The sequence below is a fragment of the Novosphingobium profundi genome (genome assembly GCF_018491765.1).
Lineage (GTDB): Bacteria > Pseudomonadota > Alphaproteobacteria > Sphingomonadales > Sphingomonadaceae > Novosphingobium > Novosphingobium profundi.
The window spans coordinates 220,895-243,988 of sequence record NZ_JABWCU010000009.1 but is presented as its reverse complement, the minus strand read 5'-3'; the positions used below and the strand labels follow the sequence as shown (position 1 = coordinate 243,988).

Here is a 23,094-nt window from a genome sequence, read left to right as displayed (position 1 = left end):
ATCGAGTCCAAAGGCTTATTAGACAATTTGGGTGTCGGGATAAATTGTGTTATGGGCTGGGTCATGGCCCTCACCCAGTTGCGCAGCTTTGTCGAAGTCTATCGCCAGCAATCGCTGAGCGGGGCGGCGCGCAGTCTGGGGCTCACGCAGCCGGCGATCTCGCAGCACATCGCCGCGCTTGAGGCGGCGATCGGGCATCCCCTGTTCGTGCGCCACGCCAAGGGGGCGAGGCCGACGGTCGTCGCGGATGAACTCGCGGCGGGGCTGGGCGACAAGCTCGACATGGCCGAGGCGGTGTTGGCGCGGACCCGGGCGCGCTCGGGCGATCTGACCGGGGCCGTGCGCATCCTGGGGCAGGCGGATTTCCTGGCCGAGATGGTGGTTCCCCGGCTCCTGCCGCTGCTGCGCTCGGGGATGCAGATCCGCTTCGCGGCCGCCGACCATGCGCAGATGAGCCGCGAGGTGCTGAGCGGGGATTGCGACCTGGCACTCTCCGGCTACCCGGTCAACGACACCAATGTGCGCAGCGAGGTGGTGCACGAGGAACGCCTTCACGCGGTTGCCGCGCCCGCAGTCGCCGCGCGCATCGCGGCCGCTCCCGAACTGGCGGCGGGACTTCACGCCGAGCCGGTGCTGGCCTTCAACATCAAGCAGCTGCTGATTTCGGCCTGGCTGGAGGCCAACGCGCTGGCCGGCGCGAAGAACCGCCCGGCGCTGGTCGGGGAGGACCTGCGCTGCCTCCAGCGCATGGTCATAGCGGGCTTCGGCTGGACGGTGCTGCCCGGATACTTGTGCAATGGCCACATCGCGAGCGGCGAGCTCGTCGAGATCGCCCCTCCACGCGAACGGCCGGTCAACCGCTACTATCTGGTCTGGATCCCCAAGTCCTTGCGCGAGCCGCGCGTGGCGCTCGTGCAGGGCGTGCTTGCAGGCCTGTTCCGCAGCGCGTGACCCACCGCCTGGCGGATTTTACGCCTGGTAGAAGCGTTTCAGCGTCTCGGCGTAACGCGCGACGTCGGGCATCTTGCCGGTGCTGACGCGCGACCACTGTGTCCAGGGGCCATAGGCGGGGCGGATCGCGACCTGCGCCTTGGCCATCGCGGCGTGGAGCGCGTCGGCGTCGGGCACCTTGACGTAGACGAAGCTGGCGTCCGAGGGCAGCGCGGTCAGGCCGGCCTGGGCCACCGCCTCGAGGATGGCGGCGCGCGCTTCGAGAATATGGTCCTTGGAATAGCGCAGGAACGGTTCGTCGTTGTACGAGGCGATGCCCGCAGCGAGCCCGGCGGTGTTGCCACCAAAGCTCATGAGATAGCCTTGCAGGCGCGCGGCCATCGCCTCGGACGTGAGCGCGTAGCCGAGGCGCAGCCCGGCCATGCCGTATATCTTCGAGAACGTGCGGCACACGATCAGGTTCTCGCGCTCGGCAAGGAGGTCGACGACCGAAGTATAGTCGGGACGGGCGGTCAGCTCCATGTAAGCTTCGTCGACCAGTACCGTGATTGCCGGATCGACGGCGCGGATGAACGTGCGCAAGGCGTCGCCGTCGAGCGACATCGCGGTCGGGTTGTTCGGATTGCAGATATGGATGAGGCCGATCTCGGGCGTGATCGCCGCCTTCATCGCGGCCAGGTCGATGCCCATGTCCTTGCCGAGGGGCACCCGTTTGAGCGTGGCGCCCTTGCGCTCGGCGTAGGTGACGGTCGTATCCCAGAACAGCTCGGGACACAGGATCGCGCCCTTTCCAGAGAGCGAGAGCGACGCGCAGCTCAGCACTTCGGTCGAGCCGGAGCTCACCACCACCTGCTTGGCGCTCAGCGAATGGCGCTCGGCGATCATGTCGGTCAGGCGGGCGAGGCCGCGGTCGGCGTAATAGGCACCGTTGGTGCAGGCTTCGGCGATCGCCTGGCGCGCCTTGGGCGAAGGGCCGTAGGGATTCTCGTTGCGGCTGAGTTGGGCAAGGCCTGCAGGAGGCCCGAACAGGGCGGCGGCATTGGAGGGGGGCGGCACGGGCGAAACGGCCAGGGCGCTGCGCGAGCCGCCGGTCGCGGCGAGGCCAAGCGTGGTGCCGGCTGCGGCCGATCCGATCAGGGCACGGCGGCTCAGGGCTGGGGTCATGGTGCTATTCCTCCTCCTCGTGGTGCGTGATGTCAGGTGGCGTCGATAGGATCAGGCTCCCAGCGCGTTGCGGACCATCGTGGCCGCGACGAACAGCAGGTAGAGGCCGAAGACGGGGTTGAGCACCGAGGGCGGCAGGCGATGCGCGGTGGCGGCTCCCCAAGGCGCGGAAAAGATCGAAGTGCTCACGATCGCCAGTGTCGCGGGCAGGTTGACGTAGCCGAGCGATCCCGTCGGAAGGCCCGCCGTGCCAAGGCCGATGGCAACGAAGCCCAGCGTACCGGGAACCGCGATCAGGAAGCCGACCCCCGAAGCGGTCGCGATCGAGCGGTGGATCGACTTGCCGCACAAAGTCATCACGATGATCGCGAGGGTCCCTCCGCCGATGCCGAGCAGCGAGGAGAAGGCGCCGATCCCGCCGGCAATGCCGATCCGGGCGAAGCCGCCGGGCAATTCATCGCGCAGATGGCGCGAGGCAAGCACCGGAAACAGGAAATGCAGCGCCATCACGGCGACGCCGAGGCCGAAGATCAGCGCCAGCGCTTGCCCGCTGACGCGCGAGGCCAGCAACACTCCCGCGCCGACACCCAGTATCACTCCGGGGGCCCAGGCGCGCAGCAGCGTGAAGTCGACCGCCCCGCGCCGGGCATGAGCCTGGACCGAGCGCAGCGAGGTGACGAGGATCGTGGCGAGCGAGGTGCCGATCGCGACATGGGCGATGCTGTCGGGGCTGGCGCCGAGCAGCGGCAGCATCACGAAGAGGACCGGCACGACGACGAAGCCGCCCCCGATCCCGAAAAGGCCCGCCGCGAAGCCCGATGCCAGTCCCGCCAGAAGCATGAGGCCCACCGGAGCGGCCCAGGTCTGGACCGAGGAGAGGGCCGGATCGATCACGTTGCCGCGCGGGTCCCGCGTCGATCCCGCCCGTCGCGGGACGCGCGGGCTGGGAGGAGGGGCAGGTCGAGGCCGGCTTCGTGCATGGCCGCAGTATGTCGCAGGAACGGGTCCCAGGCGAGCGCAATTTTCTGCAGTGCAACATGTTCTGGCGGCGCACTTTTCGGCCAGCTGAGCGGTCACGCCGCACCGGACGTTGGCAAGGAGCTTGAACTTGAGGGGTTCTTTCTGGAATAACGATTGCGGTGCGGCTCTAACGCTCGCGAAGGAGATTGAACGGGATGACGGTTGATGTGACGCTCGAGCGCGATGGCCACGTTGCGACGATCCAGTTTTCCAAGCCGCCACACAATTTCGCCTGCCCCGTTCTCCTGCGCAAGATCGCCGATGCGGTCTACAAGGTGGACAACGATCCCGAGTTGCGCTGCTCGGTGCTCCTCTCGAAGGGGCGCTCGTTCTGTGCGGGGGCCGATCTGGTAGGGGATGCCAGTCTGGCGGGCCATAGTGGCATGGCCGCGATCGCGCAGCTTTACAGCCAGGCCGAGCGCTTGTTTCGCCGTCGCAAGCCGATGGTGGCGGTGGTGCAGGGCGGTGCAATCGGGGCGGGCCTCGGCCTCGCGCTGACCGCCGATTTCCGTGTCGCGGACCCGACGACGCGGTTGTCGGCCAACTTCACCCGGCTGGGCTTCCATCCCGGGTTTGCACTGACCTACACCCTGCCGCGCCTCCTGGGCGAACAGCGTGCAAGCTGGATGATGCTCTCGTCCGAGCGGGTGAAGGGCGATGCCGCGCTGGCCTGGGGACTGGTCGACCGCCTGGCGGACGAGGGCACGGCGGCGCAGGAAGCGCTGGCCATGGCGCACGAGCTTGCCGGCAATGCCCCGCTCGCGCTGCTGGCGGTGCGGCGCACGCTCATGGACGGGGTCGCGGATGCTGCGGTTGCTTCCATGCGACGCGAACACGCAGAGCAGGCCGCGCTGCGTGCCACGGCGGACTATGCCGAAGGGGTCGCCTCGGTGTTCGAGCGGCGCCCGGCGCACTTCATCGGCGCCTGAACGCCGCCTTGGATCAGGTGCGGGTGAAGAAGTTCGGGTAGCGCGCGACGAAGCGCTGCAGCCAGTCGCGCCGTCCCTCCTTGCGCGCCTGAAGCATGTAGAGCAGGCCAAGCAGGCTGGAGGCGAACGCACCCAGCGTATCGACGATCAGGTCCCACATCGTGTCGGTAAGCCCCGATGGGTCCCCCAGCATGGGCTTTTGCATCGTGAGCCCGAAGAACTGGTCCATCGCGAACTCGAAGATCTCCCAGATCGCGCCGAGGCCCACGCTGAAGAAGAAGGCGAAGATCGCGAGGAACAGCGGACGCATGTGCACGCTCACTGTCTCGGTCTCGTTGAGCAGGTAGAGCGTGAGGAACCCGGCGAGCCCCAGCAGCACGCCCGAGCAGGTGTGGAGCGCGATGTCCCACCACCAGAATTTTTCGTAGAAATCGCCCACTTCGCCCAGGAACAGGGTGGCGAACACGAAGGCGACCGCAAAGACCTGGATTTCGACCGGGACGTTGGCGATGAGCCGCCGGTTCGGGGTGACCGGCAGGGCGATCACGATCATCAGCACGGTCACCAGGAAGGCGTGCGCCCAGCGCATCGAGAAGATGAGCGTGACGAGTTCCACCGCCATGACGAGCAGGAATCCGTATGTCACGAGAACTTGCGCGCGCGGCGGCGCAGCGGCCTCGGTGGGCACGACAGGCGCGGTCGCGATCGGCGCATCGGGGTTCGTGAAGGTCGTTGTCCGGGCCTTGTTCGGTTCTTGCGAGTGCACGATAGTTGCATGCCTCCGTTACTAATGCGATGTTGCGCAGGCAAACTGTTGCTCGACCGGACAGGCAGATATCCGGGCGGTGCATGGTAGAACTACAGCAAGACACACGGGGCTCAAAGCCTCGGGAGACAAGGCCGCGCAAGCGGTCGGGAAAGGATAGCCGATGAAAGCCACCCCGCACTTCGATTTTGCCCTTGGGGAAAGCGCCGAGATGATCCGCGAAAGCGTCGCGCGTTTCGCCGAGGAACGGATCGCGCCGCTTGCCGCGCGGATCGACCGCGAGGACTGGTTCGCGCGCGAACTCTGGCCCGAAATGGGCGCGCTGGGGCTGCACGGGATCACCGTCGAGGAGGAATGGGGCGGAATTGGCCTGGGCTATCTCGAGCATGTCGTGGCGCTCGAGGAAGTGAGCCGGGCCTCGGCGTCGATCGGGCTGTCCTATGGGGCGCATTCCAATCTTTGCGTCAACCAGATCCGCCGTTGGGGTACCGAGGCGCAGAAGGCCAAGTACCTGCCGCCATTGATCAGTGGCGAGCATCTCGGCAGCCTGGCCATGTCCGAGGCGGGGGCAGGTTCGGATGTCGTGGGCATGGCGCTGCGGGCCGAGGCGGTGGATGGCGGCTGGCGTCTCGACGGCACCAAGTTCTGGATCACCAACGGCACTTACGCCGATACCCTGGTGGTCTATGCCAAGACCGATCCTGCCGCCGGGTCGCGCGGCATCACCGCCTTCCTCGTCGAGAAGGGCATGGCGGGTTTCGCGATCGGTCAGAAGATCGACAAGCTGGGCATGCGCGGCTCGCCCACCTGCGAACTGGTGTTCGAGGGCTGTTTCGTACCCGATGCCAATGTCATGGGGCCGATCGGCGGCGGTGTGCGCGTGCTGATGAGCGGGCTCGATTACGAGCGCGTCGTGCTGGCCGGCCTGCAACTGGGCATCATGCAGGCGTGCCTCGACACCGTCATCCCCTTCGTGCGCGAACGCCGTCAGTTCGGCGTCGCGATCGGCACGTTCCAGCTCATGCAGGCCAAGGTGGCGGACATGTACGTCGCCCTCCAGTCGGCCCGGGCCTATGTCTACGCGGTCGCGCGGGCCTGCGATCAGGGGCAGACCACGCGGTTCGACGCGGCCGGCGCAATCCTGCTCGCCAGCGAGAGCGCGTTTCGCGTGGCCGGCGAGGCGGTGCAGGCGCTGGGCGGCGCGGGCTACACCACCGACTGGCCGGTCGAGCGGTACCTGCGCGATGCCAAGCTCCTCGACATCGGCGCAGGTACCAACGAGATCCGCCGCATGCTCATCGGCCGCGAACTGATCGGCGAAGTCTGATCGATCAGCCGTTGAGCATCGCGAAGCGCTCGGCGAACTGACCTTCGCGTTCGGCCTGGCGCAGGAAGGCGACGCGTTCGACGAGGATCTCGTCGGGCACGTCGTCCTGCGTCATGATCGCGGTGACTTCGGTGATGAAGGCCTCGAGCGGCAGCGCGGTCGGGCGCTGCGACTGGCCCGGTGTCAGTTCGGTGGCAACTTCGGGCGGGGCGATTTCGTGGACCGCGACCGAAGTGTCGCGCAACTGGTGGCGCAGCGACTGTGTGAACGAGTGGATCGCGGCCTTGCTGGCCGAATAGACCGGCGTGCGCGCCAGCGGCAGGAACGCAAGTCCCGAGGACACCGTGACGAGCGCGGCTTCGGCGCGCGCGCGCAAGTGCGGCAGGAACGCGGCGGCCATGTGGATCGGCGCGGTGAGGTTGGTCGCGACAATGCGGTCGGCCACCTCGGTCGAGACCGGGTCGGCGGCGTAGTCTTCGGCTTCCATGATCCCGGCGTTGAGGATTACGGCGTCGAGGTCGGGATGGTCGGCGAGGACGGCCTTGGTGAAGGCCGCGAGGCTGGCGGTGTCGGTCACGTCGAGTTCGTAGCCGGACATCGCGGGATTGGCCTCGAGCGTCGCCTTCAGTGTCTCGGCTTTGCGTCCGGTCACGATCAGCGTGTTGCCGGCGGCCACCAGCGCTTCGGCGAGCGCGCGGCCGATCCCGGAATTGCCGCCGGTGATGAGAATCTTGCGGTTGACGAATTGCATGGGGAACCTCTCGTTTCTTCGTGTCGCCTCAAGATGGGACTTGTGCTATCCAATGGAAAGTAGGCATCTTGAAGTGCCATACTTACCAAAAAGAGAGTATTGCGGATGTCTGCCGATTCCCTGCGTGAACATCTCCAGTCGCTTCCCGAAACCGATCCCGAACTCGACCGTCTCGTGACCCAGATCATCGGGCGCGTGGCGGACAAGTGGACGATGTTGCTGATCGAGATCCTGACCGAACAGGGCGAGTGCCGTTTCGGCGAGCTCGGACGGGCCTGCGAAGGGATCAGCCAGAAGATGCTGACGCAGACCTTGCGCGCGATGGAGCGCGACGGGCTCGTTACGCGCACTGTCCATCCCGTCGTCCCGCCCAAGGTCGTTTACGCGCTCACCGAATTGGGGCTCGGCCTCAGCGAGGCGTTCTGCGGAGTCTGGACCTGGGCCGAGCGCAACCGGGAGAAGATCGAGCAGGCGCGCGCCGAGTTCCTGGCACGCCAGGAAGGCTGACCGGCCATGCCAGGGCGCTCAGCCGCCGCTGGCGCGGGCGTGGGCGCGGAACTTGGCGGTCATGTCGCGGATCGTGAGCCTGGAATCGATCGCGGTGTAGACCCGCATGGGGCGTGCGCCCGCACGCGTCTGATAGCGGCCATCATCGGCCAGCCGAGGGGTGGGCATTGCTACATAGCGGCTCGAAGACGGATCGGGCTGTATGGGCGAGAGCAGCGCGGTCAGGGTGACGAGCGGGCTGTCGCCCAGCACATAGGTTTCCGAGGCGGGCATCGCGGCAAAAGCCGGGATGTGCGCGAGATTCGCTGCCATTTTGTCGAGCTCGTCCTTGAGGAAGGCGCCGATCGGACCCGAACCGGCAAGCTCGTCCAGTTCCGCATTCGAGTACAGCATCTGGCGATAGGCGTCGCGCGGGACCTGCCAGATTTCGATGTCGGACTCGTTGAAGATGACTTGTGCGGCAATGGGATCGATCGTGAAATTGAATTCGGCTTCGTCCGGGCCCGGTGGTGGGAGCGCAAGTCCGGGGTGTTCGCGCCCGCCGATCCACACCAGCTTCAGGCGGCGGCCAATGCGCGGCTCGGCCAGCCAGGCGAGGGCGAGTTCGGTGAGGCTGGCGCCGGCCGCGTAGACGAGGGGCGCCTCGGTGTCCTCGCGCAGGGCTTCGCGCACGATCGCGGCGGTCGCGGGGCTGGGCTTCCACGCCGCGCGATTGGCAATTGGCAGCGGGGCGCCAGCCAGGACTGGAGGCGGGCTCGCGATCGCCATGGCCTTCGTCAGTTGCTCGACCTTGGCGACCCCGTCCTGCGCTGAGGTCAACCCGCCGAAGGCAACGGGCAAATGCGAGCTGACCAGAAGCGGGATGTCGAGCGAGGGCGAGAGCAGATGGTGCGCCAGCTGGAAGAGGCCGTCGGGATCGCCCGCGAAGTCGTTATCGATGATGACCCGTGCCTGGGCGGGCTTGCCGGTCCCCGCAAACGCCTGGCCGCGCGCGGCGATGGTCGCCAGTACGATGGCGCTCGCGCCCAGAAATGCTCGCCGGTCCATATCTTTCCTCTCCCTCTGGTCGGGCACTTATCGAGTAGGTTGCAGGTAGGGTCCAATAGGGATTTCGACGATTGGCATAGGCCTGGGCTATCGATCCCGGTGCGCGATCACTCGGGCACGGAGCCGTTCAGGAGGCCCGGCAATTGCGCGCGCAGCCGCTCGACCAGCGTGCTGACCTTGGGCGAGTGGTGCTTGGGACGCGGGTAGACGGCCCAGATCGGCTCGTCCTCGGGGCATTCGGCTTTGAGCACTTCGCACAGGCTGCCGCTGCGCACGTGCTGGGCGGCGTAGAAGCGCGGAAGCTGACACAAGCCCATGCCATCGAGCGCGGCGTCGAGGACCATGATCCCGCTATTCGCCTTCCAGCGGCCCTCGGGGCGAAACGTCTCGCCGCGCGCGAATTGCCAGAGCGGGTTCGATCCCACGAGACAGGCGTGATGCTTGAGATCGGCGATCCGCTGGGGCGTGCCATGACGCTCGAGATAGGAGGGCGCGGCCACCGTGATGACCGCGCGCGAAGCGACGCGCGTGGCGACGAGGCGCGAATCCTCGAGATGCCCGGTGCGGATGGCAAGGTCGTAGCCGTCGCGGATGAGATCGACCACGTCGTTGTCGAGATCGCAGGTCACCGCGATCTCGGGGTATTCGAGCGCGTAGTCGCGCAGGATCGGGCTGATGAAGCGCTCGCCCAGTGTGTAGGAACAGGTGATCCGCAGCAGTCCGCGCGGCGATCCACTCGCGGTCATCGCCGCGATCGCGTCGTCGCGCTCGGCGATCAGGCGCGCGGCGGAATCGAGGAAGTGGCGACCTGCCTCGGTCAGGCTGAGCGAGCGGGTGGTGCGGTGGAACAGCTGGTTGCCGAGGCGCGCCTCGAGACGGCCGACCGAACGGCTCATGTGCGTGACCGAGGCACCGAAGCTGCGCGCCGCGCCGGTGAAGCTGCCCGCGCGGGCCACGCTTACGAATTCCTCGATGCCATCCCACGATCCGCTCATGATTATCCCTGTAGTGTTATAATGCTTTGCAAAACAACCCCATTCACGCGAATTCGGCAACGCGTTAGAAGACCCGCCAATCAGAGGAGACCTGCGCATGAAGACTCGCGCCGCCGTAGCGTTCGAAGCCAAGAAGCCCTTGGAAATCGTGGAAGTTGACCTGGAAGGCCCCAAGGCGGGCGAGGTCCTCGTCGAGATCATGGCGACCGGCATCTGTCACACCGATGCCTATACGCTCGACGGGTTCGATTCCGAGGGCCTGTTCCCCTCGATCCTGGGCCATGAAGGCGCCGGGATCGTGCGCGAGGTGGGCCCCGGCGTGACTTCGGTCGCCGTCGACGACCATGTGATCCCGCTTTACACGCCCGAGTGCCGCCAGTGCAAAACCTGCACCTCGGGCAAGTCCAACCTGTGCACCTCGATCCGCTCGACCCAGGGGCAGGGCCTGATGCCCGACGGCACCAGCCGGTTCTCCTACAAGGGCCAGACGATCTTCCATTACATGGGCTGCTCGACCTTCTCGAACTTCACCGTGCTGCCCGAGATCGCGCTCGCCAAGATCCGCAAGGACGCGCCGTTCCAGTCCTCGTGCTACATCGGCTGCGGCGTGACCACGGGCGTGGGCGCGGTGGTCAACACCGCCAAGGTCCAGGTGGGCGACAACGTGGCCGTATTCGGCCTCGGCGGGATCGGGCTCAACGTGATCCAGGGTGCCAAGCTGGCCGGCGCCAACAAGATCATCGGCGTCGACATCAACCCCGACCGCGAGGAATGGGGCCGCAAGTTCGGCATGACCGACTTCCTCAACACCAAGGGCATGAGCCGCGAGGACGTGATCGCCAGGATCCTCCAGATGACCGATGGTGGAGCCGACTACACCTTCGACTGCACCGGCAACACCGAGGTCATGCGTACCGCGCTCGAATGCTGCCACCGCGGCTGGGGCGAGAGCATCATCATCGGCGTGGCCGAGGCGGGCAAGGAAATCAGCACCCGCCCATTCCAGTTGGTGACTGGCCGCGTGTGGAAGGGCACCGCGTTCGGCGGGGCCAAGGGCCGGACCGACGTGCCCAAGATTGTTGACTGGTACATGGATGGAAAAATCCAGATCGATCCGATGATTACCCACGTCATGGGGCTTGAAGACATCAACAAGGCGTTCGATCTGATGCACGCGGGCGAATCCATTCGCTCGGTCGTCGTCTACTGAGGAGTTCCCTTTCGATGTTCAGCCATATCTTCGTCGGCACCAACGATCCGGTCGCGGCCAAGACCTTCTATGACGCGCTATTCGGTGCCTATGGCCTCAAGGAGGGCTTCGGCATCAAGGACGGCGCGGCCTTCGTCTATTCCGACGGCACCGCCAACTTCATCGTTGGCGCGCCCGCGAACGGCGAGCCGGCCTCGTTCTCCAACGGCGGCACGATCGGCCTCAAGGCAGCGAGCCCCGAGGCGGTGGACGCGGCGTACAAGGCCGGCATCGCCGCTGGCGGCACCTGTGACGGTGAGCCCGGCCCGCGTGCGGCCTTTCCGGGCAGCTATGGCGCCTATCTGCGCGATCCGGACAACAACAAGCTCTGCCTCTGGCACGTAGCGGCATAAGGGATAGCCGATGAGCCTCGAGACGGTATCGACCAATCGCAGCCATGGCGGGACACAGGGCGTCTACACGCACCGTTCCGCCGAGACCGGGACCGAGATGACGTTCTCGGTCTTCGTGCCCGACCACGCCGAGGGTGCGAAGCTGCCGGTCCTGTGGTACCTCTCGGGGCTCACCTGCACCCACGCCAACGTCACCGAAAAGGGCGAGTTCCGGGCGGCCTGCGCCGAGCACGGGATCATTTTCGTGGCGCCCGACACGAGCCCGCGCGGTGACGATGTGCCCGACGATGCGGGCTACGACTTCGGGAAAGGTGCAGGCTTCTACGTCGATGCGACGCAGGCGCCGTGGAGCACGCATTTCCGCATGCGCTCCTACATCGAAACCGAACTGCCCGACCTCATCGCGTCCGCGTTTCCGGCCGACATGACGCGCCAGGCGATTACCGGGCATTCGATGGGCGGGCACGGTGCGCTCACGATCGGGTTGCGCAATCCCGGGCGGTTCCGTTCGATCAGCGCATTTTCGCCGATCGTCTCGCCGCTCGCCTGTCCTTGGGGCGAAAAGGCCCTGTCCGGCTATATCGGTGCTGATCGCGTGGCCTGGCGCGAATACGACGCCTGCGCACTGATCGCCGATGGTGCGCGCGCTGCGCATCTGCTGGTCGATCAGGGAAGCGCAGACGGCTTTCTCGAGGAGCAATTGCGCACTGGCCTTCTCGAAGAGGCCTGTGCGGCGGCAGGCATGTCGGCCACTATCCGAATGCAGCCTGGCTATGACCACTCCTACTACTTCATCTCGACCTTCATGCCCGAGCATGTCGCCTGGCACGCGGAGCATCTGCACTCCTGAATTTCGCCGGATGGCCTGACGAAATAGCCGGGAGGGATCGGGGGGACTGCTTTCCGATCCCTTTCTTGCACGCCTGCGCGAATCACGTCAGGGCACATTGGCAGGCGGTGCAACCGAGTCCTGAAACCTGCGGAAATCCGGCGTTTCTGTTGCTTTGCAGCAGGATCTGGCATGGAAATTGTGCCGTGCCGCATAGGTCGCGTGTCAAGGAGACGGTAACGTTCGCAAGGCCGCATTTTAGCGCGATTATGGATTTTGTTGCGCTGCGTGAGATCGATTTGGGCCTCTGTATTTTCTGTCGCCGAAAAGACATAAAATTACAATACTTTAGGAGAAAAATTCCACGCGAGGCACGAAGTTGTCATTTTGGACGCGTGTCGCATTCCATATGGAGTATTTTGCGCAATCTTGTTATATTGGCATGTATCGAAAGGTCGGGCCAAAGACGCCAACAGGTGCTTCCAGACCGTTAGGGATAAATCGAAGGGTGGACGTGAAAGGGCGTCACCGTTCTATTTCTGAGGATGTGAAAGTGCAGGTCGCCGAAAACAAAGGAACCATTTTCGAGGCAGGTCTCCGTGAGGTCTATGCCACGCAGCGTCTGGAAGACGATGCCAGCGAACACGATCCGCGGGGTCTTGTCGCCGCTGTGCTGCTAAGCGTCGCCTGCTGGGCCGTGCTGGGATATTTCCTGCTCACCTGATTGCGGCTTCGCTCTGGCGGAAACAATGTGCGGGCACCTGCGTTGGTGCAAGGATGACGCCTGATTCCCCGCCCCCAAACCTGACGGAAAGCGACCAGCAGACCGAGAGCTGGGAAACCGACCGCATGCGCTCGCGCGCAGCGGGCATGGTCATTCCGGGTGTCATACTCGCGATGGGGCTGGCGGTGGCGGCTTTCGCGCTTCCTTTTGCCAAACCCGCATCGTCCGACGCGCGCGAGCAGTCCAAGTCGGGTCGCGAGCTATCCAGGCTGGGAATGGTGGCGGGACGGCAGGTCTTTCGCTGAGTGTGTCTGCCTGGCGTTGTCGTCAGGAAGTTCACGAACCCAGGAATTCGCGGATATCGCCCAACAAGCCGGCGAGCTGGTCATGGTGCACCCAGTGTCCGGCCCGCGCATATGTGATCAGGCGTGCGTTTGCGAAATGCGCCATGCGGCCGTCGAGGTCGGGGCGGCTTGCGAAGCTGTTCTCGCCCCACGCCAGCAGTACGGGGCAGGTGATGGCCTGCCACAGGGCAAAGACCTCGGGTGTGGCAAGGTCCGCCGTCCCCGAGACGTTGAGGTAGTTGTCGAACTTCCAGCTCCAGCTTCCATCCTCGTTGCGGCTCGCGCCATGGGTCGTCAGGTGGCGGGCCTGCTCTTCGCTGAGGTTGGGATTTTCCGAAAGCATGCGCTCGAAAGCCGCGCGCCGCGTTGTGTATCGCCGAGGCGTGCGCGCGGCGGCCATCCGCTTGTTCGCGATCCATTGCCGCAGGCGTTCGGCGGGATTGCCGCCCTCGGCATGTGTCGGGTCGGTGCCTGAACGCCCAAGGCCTTCGATCGAAACAAGCTTTTCCACGCGTTCGGGATAGAGGCCGGTGAAGCGAGTGGCGATCGCGCCGCCCAGCGAATGGCCGATGATCGTCACTTGGGGGTAGCCGAGCGTGTGGACGAGTTGGGCGAGGTCGAACACGAAGGCGTCCATTCCGTAATGGCCCTCGGGCGACCAGTCGCTGTCGCCATGCCCGCGCAAGTCCGGGCATATGACGTGCCAGTCGCGGCGCAAGTCCTGCGCCACCCAGTCCCAGCTGCGGCAATGGTCGCGCCAGCCATGGAGAAGGATCAGCGGCGGCGCTTCGGGGTTGCCCCAGTCGACGTAATTGAGGCGCAGGCGCTGCGATACGAAGCGATTGGAGGTGGGGCCAAGCGTGGACGTCATGGCCGAGAGGTGGCGCTTGGGATGGGGAAGGTCAACATGGTCTTGTGGGCGAGGGGCTTGCCATGCGGGCCAAGTCGCGATTTAGGCGCGGCAACGAAAACCTTAGGCGGCGTGGCTTGGCAAAGGGGTGGGAAAGTTCCTATCTCCGCCGCTCGATATTTGCGCCCGATTCCCGCCTTTTCTTCCGGAGACCGCCCCATGGCAACCAATCACAAGACCCGCATGCTCATCATCGGATCGGGCCCGGCGGGCCTTTCCGCCGCGATCTACGGCGCGCGCGCGGGGATGGAGCCGATCGTGGTGCAAGGTCTCCAGCCCGGCGGCCAGCTGACGATCACCACCGATGTGGAAAACTATCCCGGCTTTCGCGAGGTGATCCAGGGCCCCTGGCTGATGCAGGAAATGCAGGCCCAGGCCGAACACGTGGGTACGCGTATGATGTGGGACACGATCACCAACGTCGATCTTTCGGGCTCGACCTTCGTTGCCACCGGTGACGGCGGCGACACCTACGAAGGTGATACGCTGGTGATCGCGACGGGCGCGCAGGCCAAGTGGCTGGGCGTTCCGGGTGAGCAGGCGCTTTCGGGCAAGGGTGTTTCGGCGTGCGCGACGTGCGACGGCTTCTTCTACCGCGGCAAGAAGGTGGTCGTGATCGGTGGCGGCAACACCGCCGTCGAGGAAGCCCTCTACCTTACCAACCACTCCGACGACGTCACCCTGATCCACCGCCGCGACAGCCTGCGCGCCGAGAAGATCCTGCAGGATCGCCTTGCCGCCAACCCCAAGCTTTCGGTGGTCTGGAACAAGAAGGTCGACGAGTTCCTCGCCGGCGAGAACGGCGAACTGCGCGCGCTCGCGCTGACCGACACGGTAACCGGCGAGACCAGCGAATTCGAGACCGACGGTGCCTTCGTCGCCATCGGCCACGCGCCTTCGACCGAACTGTTCAAGGGCAAGCTCGCGATGGACGAGACCGGCTACCTGCTCGTCCAGCCGGGCACGCCCAAGACCGACATCCCCGGCGTCTTCGCCGCGGGCGACGTATGCGACCACGTCTATCGCCAGGCCATCACGGCAGCTGGCATGGGCTGCCAGGCCGCGCTCGACGCCGAACGCTATCTGGCCGAGAAGGAATTCGCGGGGATTACCGAGACCGTCCAGGGCTGATCGCGTCGACCCGTTATTCCGCTAGGGGAAAGGGGGCTGAGGCCCCCTTTTTTCGTGCTCAGCCTTCGGCGCGCATGGCCCCAAGGACCTCGCAGGTCTGAGCCTGGAGCCATTCCTGGGCATCGGGTTCGACGTAGCTGTGCGTCGCTCTCGCGCAGCGCCGGATGCGCGCATCGTCCTTGGCCCAGCGGTCGAGGAAGGTAAGGCCGGTCCGGTCGCGCTCGGCGACGAGAAAGCGCACGGGCCCGCCAAATCCTTCAATACCGGCGACCAGTTCGTCGAGAAGGCTGCCGCGCGGGGCTTCGCGGGCCGGTTTGCGCCACAGGCCCAGCAGGCTGCGCCCCAGTTTGAGTGGGGAGACCTGGCCGCTCAGCAGGCGGCGGATCGCAGCCGGGTCACGCAGGCGGCGGCGGTAATGATCGCGCGCCACACCGGGCGCAAGAACGTCGCCTTCGTCGTCCTCGATGGTCCAGGGGTTGGAGAGGATCAGGGCGTCGCAACCGCGCCCTTGCGCGAGCATCAGCGCGGCGGCGCCGTCGCAGTTGCCCAAAGCCACGATGCGGGTGATCTGCGGACACGCTTCGCGAAAGGCGGCGATGGCGGCTGCAATGTCCGGGCCATTTGCGCGGAATTCTCCGTTCTCGCCTTCGCTGTCGCCCACGCCCCGCCGGTCGAAGCGCAGGACCGGCCAGCCCGCCTTCGCGATCCGTGCCGCGAACAGCGCCTGGCCGTTCCACGCACCTGCACGGGTCTCGTTGCCTCCAGTGACGATGACGAGCCCGCAAGTGCCCGCCGCTTCGTCGAGCGTGCCGACAAGGCGGCTGCCTTCGCAGGAAAAGAGGATGTGGCGCCGTGCCGTCACGCGGCCTCACCTTCGATCCACCCGGCGATGGCAAGGGCAAGCGCGTCGGCCTGGTCGGGGTCATCGGAAGGCTCGGCCCGAAGCCAGAGGCCGCTTCCTCCCAAGGTGCCTTGCGCGAGGATGGACGCCTCGGCGGCTGGCTCGAGCGCTTCGAATGCGGTGATGAAGTCGGCACCCAAGTTATGTCCGCAGAGCGTGATCCCTTCGCGGCGGGCCCGATCGAGCACGTCCTCGCGTCGCTCCTCGCGCCCGGCTTCGCGCGCGGCGAGGACGTGGGCGCGCAGCATCTGGCGCAGGATCGAGGCGCCCGTAACCGGGGCATAGTGCAACGTCGGGTAGCCCGATGGAGTGACCAGGCTGCCGCCACGCACCCCCAGCACATGGGTTGCGCCCAGCTGCCTGGCGCAAGCGATCATCGCGCGTTGCCAGCTGGCGGGCGTCTGCAGGGCGAGGTCGGCAAGGCTCTCGTTGCAGCCGGGAAGATCGGGCAGGACGCTGGCGATGCCGTGCTCGTCCGCTAGCCGGCGTTGGACTTCGACGGTCAGGCGCCGCATGCGGTTGCCTTCGTCGAAGAGCGCGGGGACGATCAGCAGCGTGGCGCAGCCGGAAGCCGAGAACTGGAGCGCGTATTCGCGAGAAGGTTCACCCGCGGAGGCGGGGCAGGGCCAGAGCAGGGGCTTCATGCGCGCTGCTCCGGCATGCCTCAGGCCTGCGCGTTCTTGGCTTCGCGCGTCTTTGTCTCGGCGAAGCCAAGGAGACCGCCGTAGGTTTCGAGCATTTCGCCGTCGATCTCGTCGTCGTCGATCATGATGCCGAGACGGTCTTCCATTTCGGTCAGGAGGCCTGCGACGGCCATCGAATCGAGTTCGGGAAGGTGGCCGAAGAGGCCCGTGTCGGCCTCGAAGCTGGCGGCTTGTCCCGGCGCAAGGCCGAGCACGTCGGTCAGGATGGCGCGCAGGATCTGGTCGGTGTCTTCAGCCATGGGGCCCTCGAAATCAGGCGAAAAGGTCAAGTCGCGCCTCTAGCGGCGCTTGATGCGTGCGGCAAGGCGTTGCAGCGTTCGGCGCAGCAGGATCGGTGCGTTTGCGGGCGCGAAGGGCATGAAGGCCTCGATACGGTAGCGCGGGCGGACCTCGTTCATCCAGTCGCGCTTGTAGGGATCGTCACCCGTGCCGAAGTCGACGAGATCGACCCTGTCGGTGTCGATCGCATGACGGAACAAGGCGGCGCTGAGCACCGAGCCAGGGGAAAGGTTTCGCGCCGTCTCGAGGTGGGCGAGCTTGTGGATGTAGGCCGTTCCCCCCTCGACCGTCCACAACTGGGCCGCGATCGGCGGAGCATCGGGCCGTGCCGCGTCATGCGCGAGGCCAAGACGCAGCCGTCCGGCATCGCCCTCGGCCTGGGCGAAGGCCTGGAGGAAGGCGGGCGAGCCTTCCCCAGGCTTCCAGCTGCGCGCGTAGATCGCCTCGTAACGGGCCCAGGTCTCGGGCTCGAAGCGGGTGTGGATGGTGGTGGCAACCTTGGCGCTCTTGCGCTTGAGGGTCGTGCGCAAGGGGCCGGGCAAGCTGGCGTGATAGGCCGCGTAGCCGCGCCCATCGAGCTTGAGCACGTGGTTGGTGTCACAGGTCTCGCGCAGGACCAGCCAGCCGGCCTTGCGAAAGGTGTCGACCAGTCGGCTCGCGCTGCCGTCCTCGTCGGGCACCTTGTCGAGCGTGATGCGCCGGGCGTGTTTTCTCAAGGAACGGGCTAGATCGACGAGAAGGGCGGGGTTGCCTTCCACGATCGGGCGAAACCGAAAGGTGTACCAGTTCGACAGCGAATGGAGGTGACGAGGTCCTATGGGATGAAGCGCCAGCACGGCCTCGCCTTGCTGCGAGCCGGCGCCATAGAGTGTACCGGGCAGATCGCAGTGCCGGTCGAGTGCCTGCCACCACCACAGCCGATCGAATGGCGCGCTCTGAAATTGATCCGAAAGCAGGGTATCGAGCGCGCTGCCGGGTTGAACTTCGCGTACGGCGTGGCGATAAACGCAGGTGACAACCGAAGTGTTCATGAAGTGCGGGCCATTTCCAAAGCCATGAGTTTTACGTCCAGTTCCTTGGCTCCCGGATCGGTCCGGCCGCTCGATCACGTGATCCTCTTCGGCGCGGACGAGGCCGAGGCCCTCGTGCTGCGCGAGAAGGTTCTCGACTACAAGGCCTTAAGATCGCGTGTCGCTTGTCTCGCGGCCTGGCTCAAGGGGCAAGTGCCGCAGAACGGCGCGCGCGTGGCGAGCTGGGCGGCAAAGGGTGAACTGACCTGCCTCTTGCCGCTTGCGGCGGCGCGGGCGGGGCTGGTTCACGTGCCGATCAATCCGCTGCTCAAGCACGCGCAAGTGGCGCATATCCTGGCCGACAGTGGTGCGGTGCTGCTCATCGCCACGCCCGCCCGGCTCGCCAGCCTGGGCGCCGTGGATCTTCCCGCTGACTGCCGCGTGCTCGACGAAGGCGAGGCACTGGCCCGGGCCGAGGACTTCGCGCCGGGCTGCCCGCCCTCGGATGCCGACCCCGACGAACTTGCCGCGATCCTCTACACCAGCGGTTCGACCGGGCGGCCCAAGGGGGTGATGCTCAGCCACGCCAACATGTGGCTGGGAGCCGACAGCGTGGCGCAATACCTTGAACTCGCGGCCGACGACCGCACCCTCGCGGTGTTGCCATTCGCCTTCGACTACGGGCAGAACCAGCTCTTCTCGACCTGGCTCGCGGGGGGCTGTGTGGTGCCGTTGGAGTACCTGATGCCGCGGGATCTGATGAAGGCGGTTGAACGCCACGCGATCACCACTCTGGCGGCGGTGCCGCCGCTCTGGGTGCAGATCAGCGAGCTCGACTGGCCGGCGCAGACGGCCGCGCGCTTGCGCCGTCTGACCAACAGCGGGGGCGCCCTGACGGTCGATCTCGTGCGCCGGCTGCGCACGCTGTTTCCCCAAGCACGGCTCTTTGCCATGTACGGGCTGACCGAGGCCTTCCGTTCGACTTACCTCGATCCCGCGTTGATCGACGAGAGGCCGACCTCGATGGGGCAGGCCGTGCCGCACGCCGAAATCCTCGTCATCAATGAGGCGGGTAACGTGGCGGCGGACGATGAGGAAGGTGAACTGGTCCATTGTGGGCCATTGGTGGGGCAGGGCTACTGGCACGATCCGCAGCGGACCGCCGAACGCTACAGGCCCGCGCCGGCCGCCTCGCGCTATGGTGGGACGGCGGTCTGGTCGGGCGACCGGGTACGCCGCGATCCCCACGGGTTTCTCTATTTCATCGGGCGCCGCGACGCGATGATCAAGAGCGCGGGCAACCGCATCAGCCCCCAGGAAGTCGAGGAGGCCGCGCTCGCGACGGGGCTCGTCGCCGAGGCTGTCGCGCTCGGTGTTCCCGATGCGCGGCTGGGGCAGGTCGTCCATCTCGTCGTCCGCGAGGCCCCGGGGGCACCGGAAGCACCCACTCAATTGCCACGCAAACTCATGCAGGAACTGCCGAATTTCATGCAGCCCAAAGTCATTCACTGGCGTGATGCCATGCCCATCGGGCCCAATGGCAAGATCGATCGCACAGCTCTTGCCGCACAGATCGTTTCCGAATTGGCCGGGCAGGCTTCGGCATGAAGCCGCTGGGTCCGATCCCGGCCGGGTTCTCGGCGGTCGATGGCGTGCTCGCGGTGGGTGGAAGGCCGGTCACGCAGTGGGTGGACCAGGCGCCCGATACGCCGCTGTTCCTGTATAGCGCCGACCTTGTGCGCAGCCGCATCGCGGCCTTGCGCGCGGCGATGCCCGATGGTCTCGACATCCATTACGCGGTCAAGGCCAATCCCTTCGCCCCTCTGCTCAAGCTGATGAGCGGGCTGGTGGACGGGTTCGACATCGCCTCGGGGGGCGAGCTGCGCGCGATGCTGGGGGCGGGCGTAAGCGGCCCGCAGATCAGCTTCGCCGGGCCGGGCAAGCGCGACACCGAACTCGAGGCGGCCATCGTCCATGGAGTGACCTTGAACCTGGAATCGGAGGGTGAGGCGGCGCGCGCGCTGGCCATCGGCAACCGCCTGGGTCTTGCGCCGCGGCTTGCGATCCGGGTGAACCCCGATTTCGATCTCAAGGGGTCGGGGATGAAGATGGGCGGCGGCGCCAAGCCTTTCGGCATCGATGCCGAGCGGGTGCCCGCACTTGTCCGCACGATCCTGGGAAGCGGTGCCGAATGGCGCGGCTTCCACATCTTTGCGGGCAGCCAGGCTCTCGATGCCACGGCGATCGCCGAGACGCAGGGCCAGGCGCTCGACCTCGCCGCACGGCTGGCGCAGGAGAGCGGCGCGCCACTTCCGCATTGCAACCTCGGCGGTGGCCTTGGCATTCCCTATTTCGCCTCGGACACCCCGGTCGACATCGCCGAAGTCGGTGTACGCCTTTCCGAGCGCTTCGCCGCCTTGCCCGATATCCTTGCCGAGACCCGCTTCTGCATGGAATTGGGGCGTTATCTCGTCGGCGAATCCGGCGTTTACATCACGCGCATTCTTGATCGGAAGGTGAGCCACGGCGAGACTTTTCTCGTGACCGACGGGGGGCTTCACCACCAGCTGGCGGCCTCGGGCAACTTCGGCACGGTGGTGCGGCGCAACTATCCCGTCGCCATCGCGACGCGCTTTGATGCGCCTGTGGAGGAAGAAGCCTCGATCGTCGGATGCCTTTGCACCCCGCTCGACAAATTGGCCGAGAAAGCCGGGTTTCCGCGCGCCGAAGTGGGTGACCTGGTGGCCGTGTTCTGCGCCGGAGCCTATGGGGCGAGCGCCAGTCCGGCCGCGTTCCTCGGGCAGGGGCCGGCCTTCGAGATGCTGGTGGGAGAGGGCATCGTGACGAGCGAACGGCGGCGTCCCAAATCGGGACTGTTCCGGAGTTAGCGCATAAGGCTAACGCAATGTTCACCCTTTTTGCGCATAGCGCCTAGAGGATTTTGTCCGGAACCTCATTCGTTTGCAGCGCAGGCGGAGGGTGGCGGGGATCCAGGCGGAAAAAGGGAAGAGTTCATGTCGTTTAGCCGTATCGCCACACTCGGGGCCAGTTGTGCGCTGGCCAGCCTGGCGTTGTCCGGGTGTGCGGGCTCGTCCTCGATCCCCGAACTGCCGCCCGCGACGTTCGTGGCGATGCAGGAAGGTCCGGGCGAGGAATACGTGATTGGCCCGCTCGACGACCTGACGATCTTCGTCTGGCGAAATCCCGAGCTTGGCGCCAAGGTGCAGGTACGCCCCGACGGCCGCATCACCACTCCGCTGATCACCGATATGCCCGCTGTCGGCAAGACGCCCGCGATGCTGGCCGAGGACATTCGCCTGCAGCTCTCGCAATACATTGAAGACCCGCTTGTCTCGGTCATCGTCAACAGCTTCTCGGGTACGTTCAGCCAGCAGATCCGCGTCGTCGGTGCGACCGAGAAGCCCGCCTCGATCCCCTATCGCGCGAACATGACCGTGCTGGATGCGATGATCGCGGTGGGCGGCCTTTCGGAATACGCGGCGGGCAACCGCGCGCGCCTGATCCGGTTCGACAAGACGAGCGGCAAGCAGAAGGAATACAAGCTGCGCCTGTCCGACTTGCTCAAGAACGGCGACAGCAAGGCCAACGTGATGCTGGCCCCCGGCGATGTGATCATCATTCCCGAAAGCATGTTCTAGGCGAGATGGGGGCGGCGCGACTATGAACAGCCTCTATGAAGAAGCCCTGGCGGCGATCTACAGCGTCTGGCATCGGCGCTGGATCGCGCTTGGCTGCGCCTGGGTGATCTGCCTGGTCGGCTGGCTCGCGGTTGCGCTAATCCCCAATTCCTACGAATCGCGCGCGCGTATCTTCATCCAGCTCGACGACGCGCTTGCCGAGCAGGTGGGTATCGGGGTTGCCGACAAGAAGCGCGACATCGAGCGCATCCGCCAGACGCTGACGAGCGCGGTGAACCTGGAGAAGGTCGTGCGCGCCACCCGTCTTGGCGACACCATCGACAGTCCCAAGCAGATGGAAGCCGCCGTGCTGGCGCTGGGCAACAACGTCTCGGTGGTCAGCCAGCAGGACAACCTCTTCGAGATCCGCGCGAGTGCGAGCAATGCCTCGTTCTCGGATGCCGAAAACGCCAAGCTGGCGCAGAACGTGGCGCAGAAGCTGATCGACATCTTCCGCGAGGAGAACCTTTCGGGCGATCGCGGCGAAGTTGCCGAGAGCATGCAGTTCCTCAACCAGCAGCTCAAGCAGCGTGAAACCGAGCTGGAAACGGCCGAAGCCAAGCGCTCGGCTTTCGAGGCGCAGCATCCCGAACTGGCGCAGGGCGGCGCCTTCAACAGCCAGCGGCTCGAGACTTCGCGCTCGCAGCTGCGCGACATCGAGGCGGACCTGTCCGCCGCGCAGAGTGCACAGGCCGCGATCGAGGGGCAGCTTGCCAGTACGCCGCGCACGCTTCCGGGCGGCGCCACCGGCACGGCGACGGCCGCACTCGCCAAGGCGCAGTCGGACCTTGCCGGCATGCGTGCGCGCGGGCTTACCGAGAACCACCCCGACGTGATCGCCGCACGCAACCAGGTCGCCGCGCTCAAGGGCGCGGCTGCCGCCGAGGGGAGCGGGGGCGGGGTTCCCAACCCGGCCTATACCTCGCTCCAGTCGATCCGTGCGGAACGCCTTGCCAATGTCCAGTCGCTGGTGGCGCGCAAGGCCGCGCTCCAGTCCGACGTGGCGACCCTGACCGCGAACGCCATCCAGAACCCCGAGCTTGCCGCCGAGGCGACGCGCATCGCGCGCGACTACGACGTGCTGCGCGATCAGTACGACAAGCTCCTGCAGGACCGCGAGGAACTGCGCATTCGCGGTGAGGTCAAGACCGAGCGCGAGGCGGTCAAGTTCGAGGTTGTCGATCCGCCGACGACGCCGCGCAAGCCGGTCGCGCCCAACCGTCCGATCCTGCTGGTGGGCGTGCTCATCGTCGGGCTGGGCGGCGGCTGCGCGGCGGCCTTTGCGCTCAGTAAGGTGCGTTCGGTCTACGCCACGACGGCGGGGCTCGAGCGGGCGACCGGGCTGCCGGTGCTCGGCGCAATCTCGCAAAACCTGACCGACAGCGCCAAGGCGCTGCGTCGACGTCGGCTGAAGTATTTTTATGGTGCCACGGCGGCACTTGGCGGCTTGTGCTGCATTCTCCTGGCGGTGGAATTCGTTCAGCGGGGCATGGTGGCGTGAGCGG

The 23,094-nt window shown here is 66.0% G+C and carries 25 protein-coding genes; 14 read left to right on the top strand and 11 right to left on the bottom strand.

Annotation, left to right across the window (positions count from 1 at the left end; all coding sequences use genetic code 11):
* Window positions 1-63 precede the first annotated feature (63 nt).
* The gene (locus HT136_RS12325; protein ID WP_214200059.1) at window positions 64-951 is read left to right on the top strand and encodes a LysR family transcriptional regulator; all 888 of its coding nucleotides are present in this window, start codon (window positions 64-66) and stop codon (window positions 949-951) included.
* Between the two features lie 18 nt (window positions 952-969).
* Here the strand turns inward: HT136_RS12325 and HT136_RS12320 are convergent, their stop codons facing one another.
* Both HT136_RS12320 and HT136_RS12315 read right to left on the bottom strand, forming a co-directional pair.
* Window positions 970-2,115: a pyridoxal phosphate-dependent aminotransferase gene (locus tag HT136_RS12320; RefSeq protein ID WP_214200058.1), complete on the bottom strand. Its 1,146-nt coding sequence runs from the start codon at window positions 2,113-2,115 to the stop codon at window positions 970-972.
* Between the two features lie 51 nt (window positions 2,116-2,166).
* Entirely contained in the window at window positions 2,167-2,955 is a 789-nt protein-coding gene (locus tag HT136_RS12315; RefSeq protein ID WP_214200101.1) for a sulfite exporter TauE/SafE family protein, read from the bottom strand.
* 335 nt (window positions 2,956-3,290) lie between these two features.
* Here HT136_RS12315 and HT136_RS12310 point away from each other — a divergent pair, with 335 nt between their 5' ends.
* Window positions 3,291-4,064 (top strand): enoyl-CoA hydratase/isomerase family protein, encoded by a 774-nt coding sequence (locus tag HT136_RS12310; protein WP_214200057.1) that lies wholly within the window; start codon window positions 3,291-3,293, stop codon window positions 4,062-4,064.
* 13 nt (window positions 4,065-4,077) lie between these two features.
* On the opposite strand, the gene HT136_RS12305 is transcribed toward HT136_RS12310, so the two are convergent.
* Complete coding sequence (locus HT136_RS12305; RefSeq protein WP_343222176.1) at window positions 4,078-4,830, bottom strand: DUF2238 domain-containing protein; 753 nt, start codon at window positions 4,828-4,830, stop codon at window positions 4,078-4,080.
* Window positions 4,831-4,993: 163 nt separating this feature from the next.
* Between HT136_RS12305 and HT136_RS12300 the strand changes: the two genes are divergently transcribed.
* Window positions 4,994-6,157, top strand: a complete 1,164-nt coding sequence (locus tag HT136_RS12300) for an isovaleryl-CoA dehydrogenase (protein WP_214200056.1) — start codon at window positions 4,994-4,996, stop codon at window positions 6,155-6,157.
* Between the two features lie 4 nt (window positions 6,158-6,161).
* Here HT136_RS12300 and HT136_RS12295 read toward each other — a convergent pair whose 3' ends face one another.
* A complete protein-coding gene (locus HT136_RS12295) occupies window positions 6,162-6,908 on the bottom strand; it encodes an SDR family oxidoreductase (RefSeq protein WP_214200055.1) in 747 nt (248 codons plus the stop codon).
* Between the two features lie 105 nt (window positions 6,909-7,013).
* Here HT136_RS12295 and HT136_RS12290 point away from each other — a divergent pair, with 105 nt between their 5' ends.
* Window positions 7,014-7,415: a winged helix-turn-helix transcriptional regulator gene (locus HT136_RS12290; RefSeq protein WP_214200054.1), complete on the top strand. Its 402-nt coding sequence runs from the start codon at window positions 7,014-7,016 to the stop codon at window positions 7,413-7,415.
* Window positions 7,416-7,433: 18 nt separating this feature from the next.
* Here HT136_RS12290 and HT136_RS12285 read toward each other — a convergent pair whose 3' ends face one another.
* On the bottom strand, window positions 7,434-8,462 hold the full coding sequence (locus HT136_RS12285) for a nucleoside hydrolase (RefSeq protein WP_214200053.1): 1,029 nt from the start codon (window positions 8,460-8,462) through the stop codon (window positions 7,434-7,436).
* Between the two features lie 107 nt (window positions 8,463-8,569).
* Window positions 8,570-9,457, bottom strand: coding sequence for a LysR family transcriptional regulator (locus HT136_RS12280; RefSeq protein ID WP_214200052.1), 888 nt, complete (start codon window positions 9,455-9,457; stop codon window positions 8,570-8,572).
* Between the two features lie 97 nt (window positions 9,458-9,554).
* On the opposite strand from HT136_RS12280, the gene HT136_RS12275 reads away from it, so the two are divergent.
* The 5 genes from HT136_RS12275 (at window position 9,555) to HT136_RS12255 (ending at window position 12,917) form a co-directional block, all read left to right on the top strand.
* Window positions 9,555-10,667 carry an S-(hydroxymethyl)glutathione dehydrogenase/class III alcohol dehydrogenase gene (locus tag HT136_RS12275; protein ID WP_214200051.1) on the top strand — a complete coding sequence of 371 codons (1,113 nt, stop codon included), beginning with the start codon at window positions 9,555-9,557 and terminating at the stop codon, window positions 10,665-10,667.
* 14 nt (window positions 10,668-10,681) lie between these two features.
* Window positions 10,682-11,059: a VOC family protein gene (locus HT136_RS12270; RefSeq protein WP_214200050.1), complete on the top strand. Its 378-nt coding sequence runs from the start codon at window positions 10,682-10,684 to the stop codon at window positions 11,057-11,059.
* Window positions 11,060-11,069: 10 nt separating this feature from the next.
* Window positions 11,070-11,909: an S-formylglutathione hydrolase gene (gene fghA / locus HT136_RS12265; protein WP_214200049.1), complete on the top strand. Its 840-nt coding sequence runs from the start codon at window positions 11,070-11,072 to the stop codon at window positions 11,907-11,909.
* 532 nt (window positions 11,910-12,441) lie between these two features.
* On the top strand, window positions 12,442-12,612 hold the full coding sequence (locus HT136_RS12260; protein ID WP_214200048.1) for a hypothetical protein: 171 nt from the start codon (window positions 12,442-12,444) through the stop codon (window positions 12,610-12,612).
* Between the two features lie 53 nt (window positions 12,613-12,665).
* Window positions 12,666-12,917 (top strand): hypothetical protein, encoded by a 252-nt coding sequence (locus HT136_RS12255; RefSeq protein WP_214200047.1) that lies wholly within the window; start codon window positions 12,666-12,668, stop codon window positions 12,915-12,917.
* A 31-nt stretch (window positions 12,918-12,948) separates the two neighbouring features.
* Here the strand turns inward: HT136_RS12255 and HT136_RS12250 are convergent, their stop codons facing one another.
* Window positions 12,949-13,827: an alpha/beta fold hydrolase gene (locus tag HT136_RS12250; protein ID WP_214200046.1), complete on the bottom strand. Its 879-nt coding sequence runs from the start codon at window positions 13,825-13,827 to the stop codon at window positions 12,949-12,951.
* A gap of 198 nt (window positions 13,828-14,025) precedes the next feature.
* On the opposite strand from HT136_RS12250, the gene trxB reads away from it, so the two are divergent.
* Window positions 14,026-14,997, top strand: a complete 972-nt coding sequence (gene trxB / locus HT136_RS12245; protein WP_214200045.1) for a thioredoxin-disulfide reductase — start codon at window positions 14,026-14,028, stop codon at window positions 14,995-14,997.
* Between the two features lie 58 nt (window positions 14,998-15,055).
* Here the strand turns inward: trxB and HT136_RS12240 are convergent, their stop codons facing one another.
* From HT136_RS12240 to HT136_RS12225, 4 genes are read right to left on the bottom strand one after another with little or no spacing between them, the layout of a single operon-like run.
* Window positions 15,056-15,859, bottom strand: a complete 804-nt coding sequence (locus HT136_RS12240; protein WP_214200044.1) for a hydrolase 1, exosortase A system-associated — start codon at window positions 15,857-15,859, stop codon at window positions 15,056-15,058.
* Window positions 15,856-16,542 (bottom strand): alpha/beta hydrolase family protein, encoded by a 687-nt coding sequence (locus tag HT136_RS12235; protein ID WP_214200043.1) that lies wholly within the window; start codon window positions 16,540-16,542, stop codon window positions 15,856-15,858. Before HT136_RS12235 ends, HT136_RS12240 begins: the two co-directional genes overlap by 4 nt.
* A 20-nt stretch (window positions 16,543-16,562) precedes the next feature.
* Complete coding sequence (locus tag HT136_RS12230) at window positions 16,563-16,841, bottom strand: acyl carrier protein (RefSeq protein ID WP_214200042.1); 279 nt, start codon at window positions 16,839-16,841, stop codon at window positions 16,563-16,565.
* 39 nt (window positions 16,842-16,880) lie between these two features.
* Complete coding sequence (locus HT136_RS12225; protein ID WP_214200041.1) at window positions 16,881-17,912, bottom strand: GNAT family N-acetyltransferase; 1,032 nt, start codon at window positions 17,910-17,912, stop codon at window positions 16,881-16,883.
* A 24-nt stretch (window positions 17,913-17,936) separates the two neighbouring features.
* Here HT136_RS12225 and HT136_RS12220 point away from each other — a divergent pair, with 24 nt between their 5' ends.
* From HT136_RS12220 to HT136_RS12205, 4 genes are all read left to right on the top strand, one after another.
* Complete coding sequence (locus tag HT136_RS12220; protein WP_214200040.1) at window positions 17,937-19,499, top strand: acyl-CoA ligase (AMP-forming), exosortase A system-associated; 1,563 nt, start codon at window positions 17,937-17,939, stop codon at window positions 19,497-19,499.
* On the top strand, window positions 19,496-20,779 hold the full coding sequence (locus HT136_RS12215) for a pyridoxal-dependent decarboxylase, exosortase A system-associated (protein WP_214200039.1): 1,284 nt from the start codon (window positions 19,496-19,498) through the stop codon (window positions 20,777-20,779). The genes HT136_RS12220 and HT136_RS12215 overlap by 4 nt, the downstream gene beginning before the upstream one ends.
* A 126-nt stretch (window positions 20,780-20,905) precedes the next feature.
* On the top strand, window positions 20,906-21,550 hold the full coding sequence (locus tag HT136_RS12210; RefSeq protein WP_214200038.1) for an XrtA/PEP-CTERM system exopolysaccharide export protein: 645 nt from the start codon (window positions 20,906-20,908) through the stop codon (window positions 21,548-21,550).
* 22 nt (window positions 21,551-21,572) lie between these two features.
* Entirely contained in the window at window positions 21,573-23,090 is a 1,518-nt protein-coding gene (locus HT136_RS12205; RefSeq protein WP_214200037.1) for an XrtA system polysaccharide chain length determinant, read from the top strand.
* Window positions 23,091-23,094: the final 4 nt, after the last annotated feature.

Excerpts from the sequence above, each read along its gene's own strand:
- HT136_RS12310 (WP_214200057.1), top strand. The coding sequence starts at position 3,291 with ATGACGGTTGATGTGACGCTCGAGCGCGATGGCCACGTTGCGACGATC.
- HT136_RS12320 (WP_214200058.1), bottom strand. The coding sequence starts at position 2,115 with ATGACCCCAGCCCTGAGCCGCCGTGCCCTGATCGGATCGGCCGCAGCC.
- HT136_RS12210 (WP_214200038.1), top strand. The coding sequence starts at position 20,906 with ATGTCGTTTAGCCGTATCGCCACACTCGGGGCCAGTTGTGCGCTGGCC.
- HT136_RS12285 (WP_214200053.1), bottom strand. The coding sequence starts at position 8,462 with ATGGACCGGCGAGCATTTCTGGGCGCGAGCGCCATCGTACTGGCGACC.
- HT136_RS12230 (WP_214200042.1), bottom strand. The coding sequence starts at position 16,841 with ATGGCTGAAGACACCGACCAGATCCTGCGCGCCATCCTGACCGACGTG.
- HT136_RS12215 (WP_214200039.1), top strand. The coding sequence starts at position 19,496 with ATGAAGCCGCTGGGTCCGATCCCGGCCGGGTTCTCGGCGGTCGATGGC.
- trxB (WP_214200045.1), top strand. The coding sequence starts at position 14,026 with ATGGCAACCAATCACAAGACCCGCATGCTCATCATCGGATCGGGCCCG.
- HT136_RS12325 (WP_214200059.1), top strand. The coding sequence starts at position 64 with ATGGCCCTCACCCAGTTGCGCAGCTTTGTCGAAGTCTATCGCCAGCAA.
- HT136_RS12235 (WP_214200043.1), bottom strand. The coding sequence starts at position 16,542 with ATGAAGCCCCTGCTCTGGCCCTGCCCCGCCTCCGCGGGTGAACCTTCT.
- HT136_RS12295 (WP_214200055.1), bottom strand. The coding sequence starts at position 6,908 with ATGCAATTCGTCAACCGCAAGATTCTCATCACCGGCGGCAATTCCGGG.
- HT136_RS12290 (WP_214200054.1), top strand. The coding sequence starts at position 7,014 with ATGTCTGCCGATTCCCTGCGTGAACATCTCCAGTCGCTTCCCGAAACC.
- HT136_RS12300 (WP_214200056.1), top strand. The coding sequence starts at position 4,994 with ATGAAAGCCACCCCGCACTTCGATTTTGCCCTTGGGGAAAGCGCCGAG.
- HT136_RS12250 (WP_214200046.1), bottom strand. The coding sequence starts at position 13,827 with ATGACGTCCACGCTTGGCCCCACCTCCAATCGCTTCGTATCGCAGCGC.
- HT136_RS12255 (WP_214200047.1), top strand. The coding sequence starts at position 12,666 with ATGACGCCTGATTCCCCGCCCCCAAACCTGACGGAAAGCGACCAGCAG.
- HT136_RS12270 (WP_214200050.1), top strand. The coding sequence starts at position 10,682 with ATGTTCAGCCATATCTTCGTCGGCACCAACGATCCGGTCGCGGCCAAG.
- fghA (WP_214200049.1), top strand. The coding sequence starts at position 11,070 with ATGAGCCTCGAGACGGTATCGACCAATCGCAGCCATGGCGGGACACAG.
- HT136_RS12315 (WP_214200101.1), bottom strand. The coding sequence starts at position 2,955 with ATGCTTCTGGCGGGACTGGCATCGGGCTTCGCGGCGGGCCTTTTCGGG.
- HT136_RS12220 (WP_214200040.1), top strand. The coding sequence starts at position 17,937 with ATGAGTTTTACGTCCAGTTCCTTGGCTCCCGGATCGGTCCGGCCGCTC.
- HT136_RS12205 (WP_214200037.1), top strand. The coding sequence starts at position 21,573 with ATGAACAGCCTCTATGAAGAAGCCCTGGCGGCGATCTACAGCGTCTGG.
- HT136_RS12275 (WP_214200051.1), top strand. The coding sequence starts at position 9,555 with ATGAAGACTCGCGCCGCCGTAGCGTTCGAAGCCAAGAAGCCCTTGGAA.
- HT136_RS12225 (WP_214200041.1), bottom strand. The coding sequence starts at position 17,912 with ATGAACACTTCGGTTGTCACCTGCGTTTATCGCCACGCCGTACGCGAA.
- HT136_RS12280 (WP_214200052.1), bottom strand. The coding sequence starts at position 9,457 with ATGAGCGGATCGTGGGATGGCATCGAGGAATTCGTAAGCGTGGCCCGC.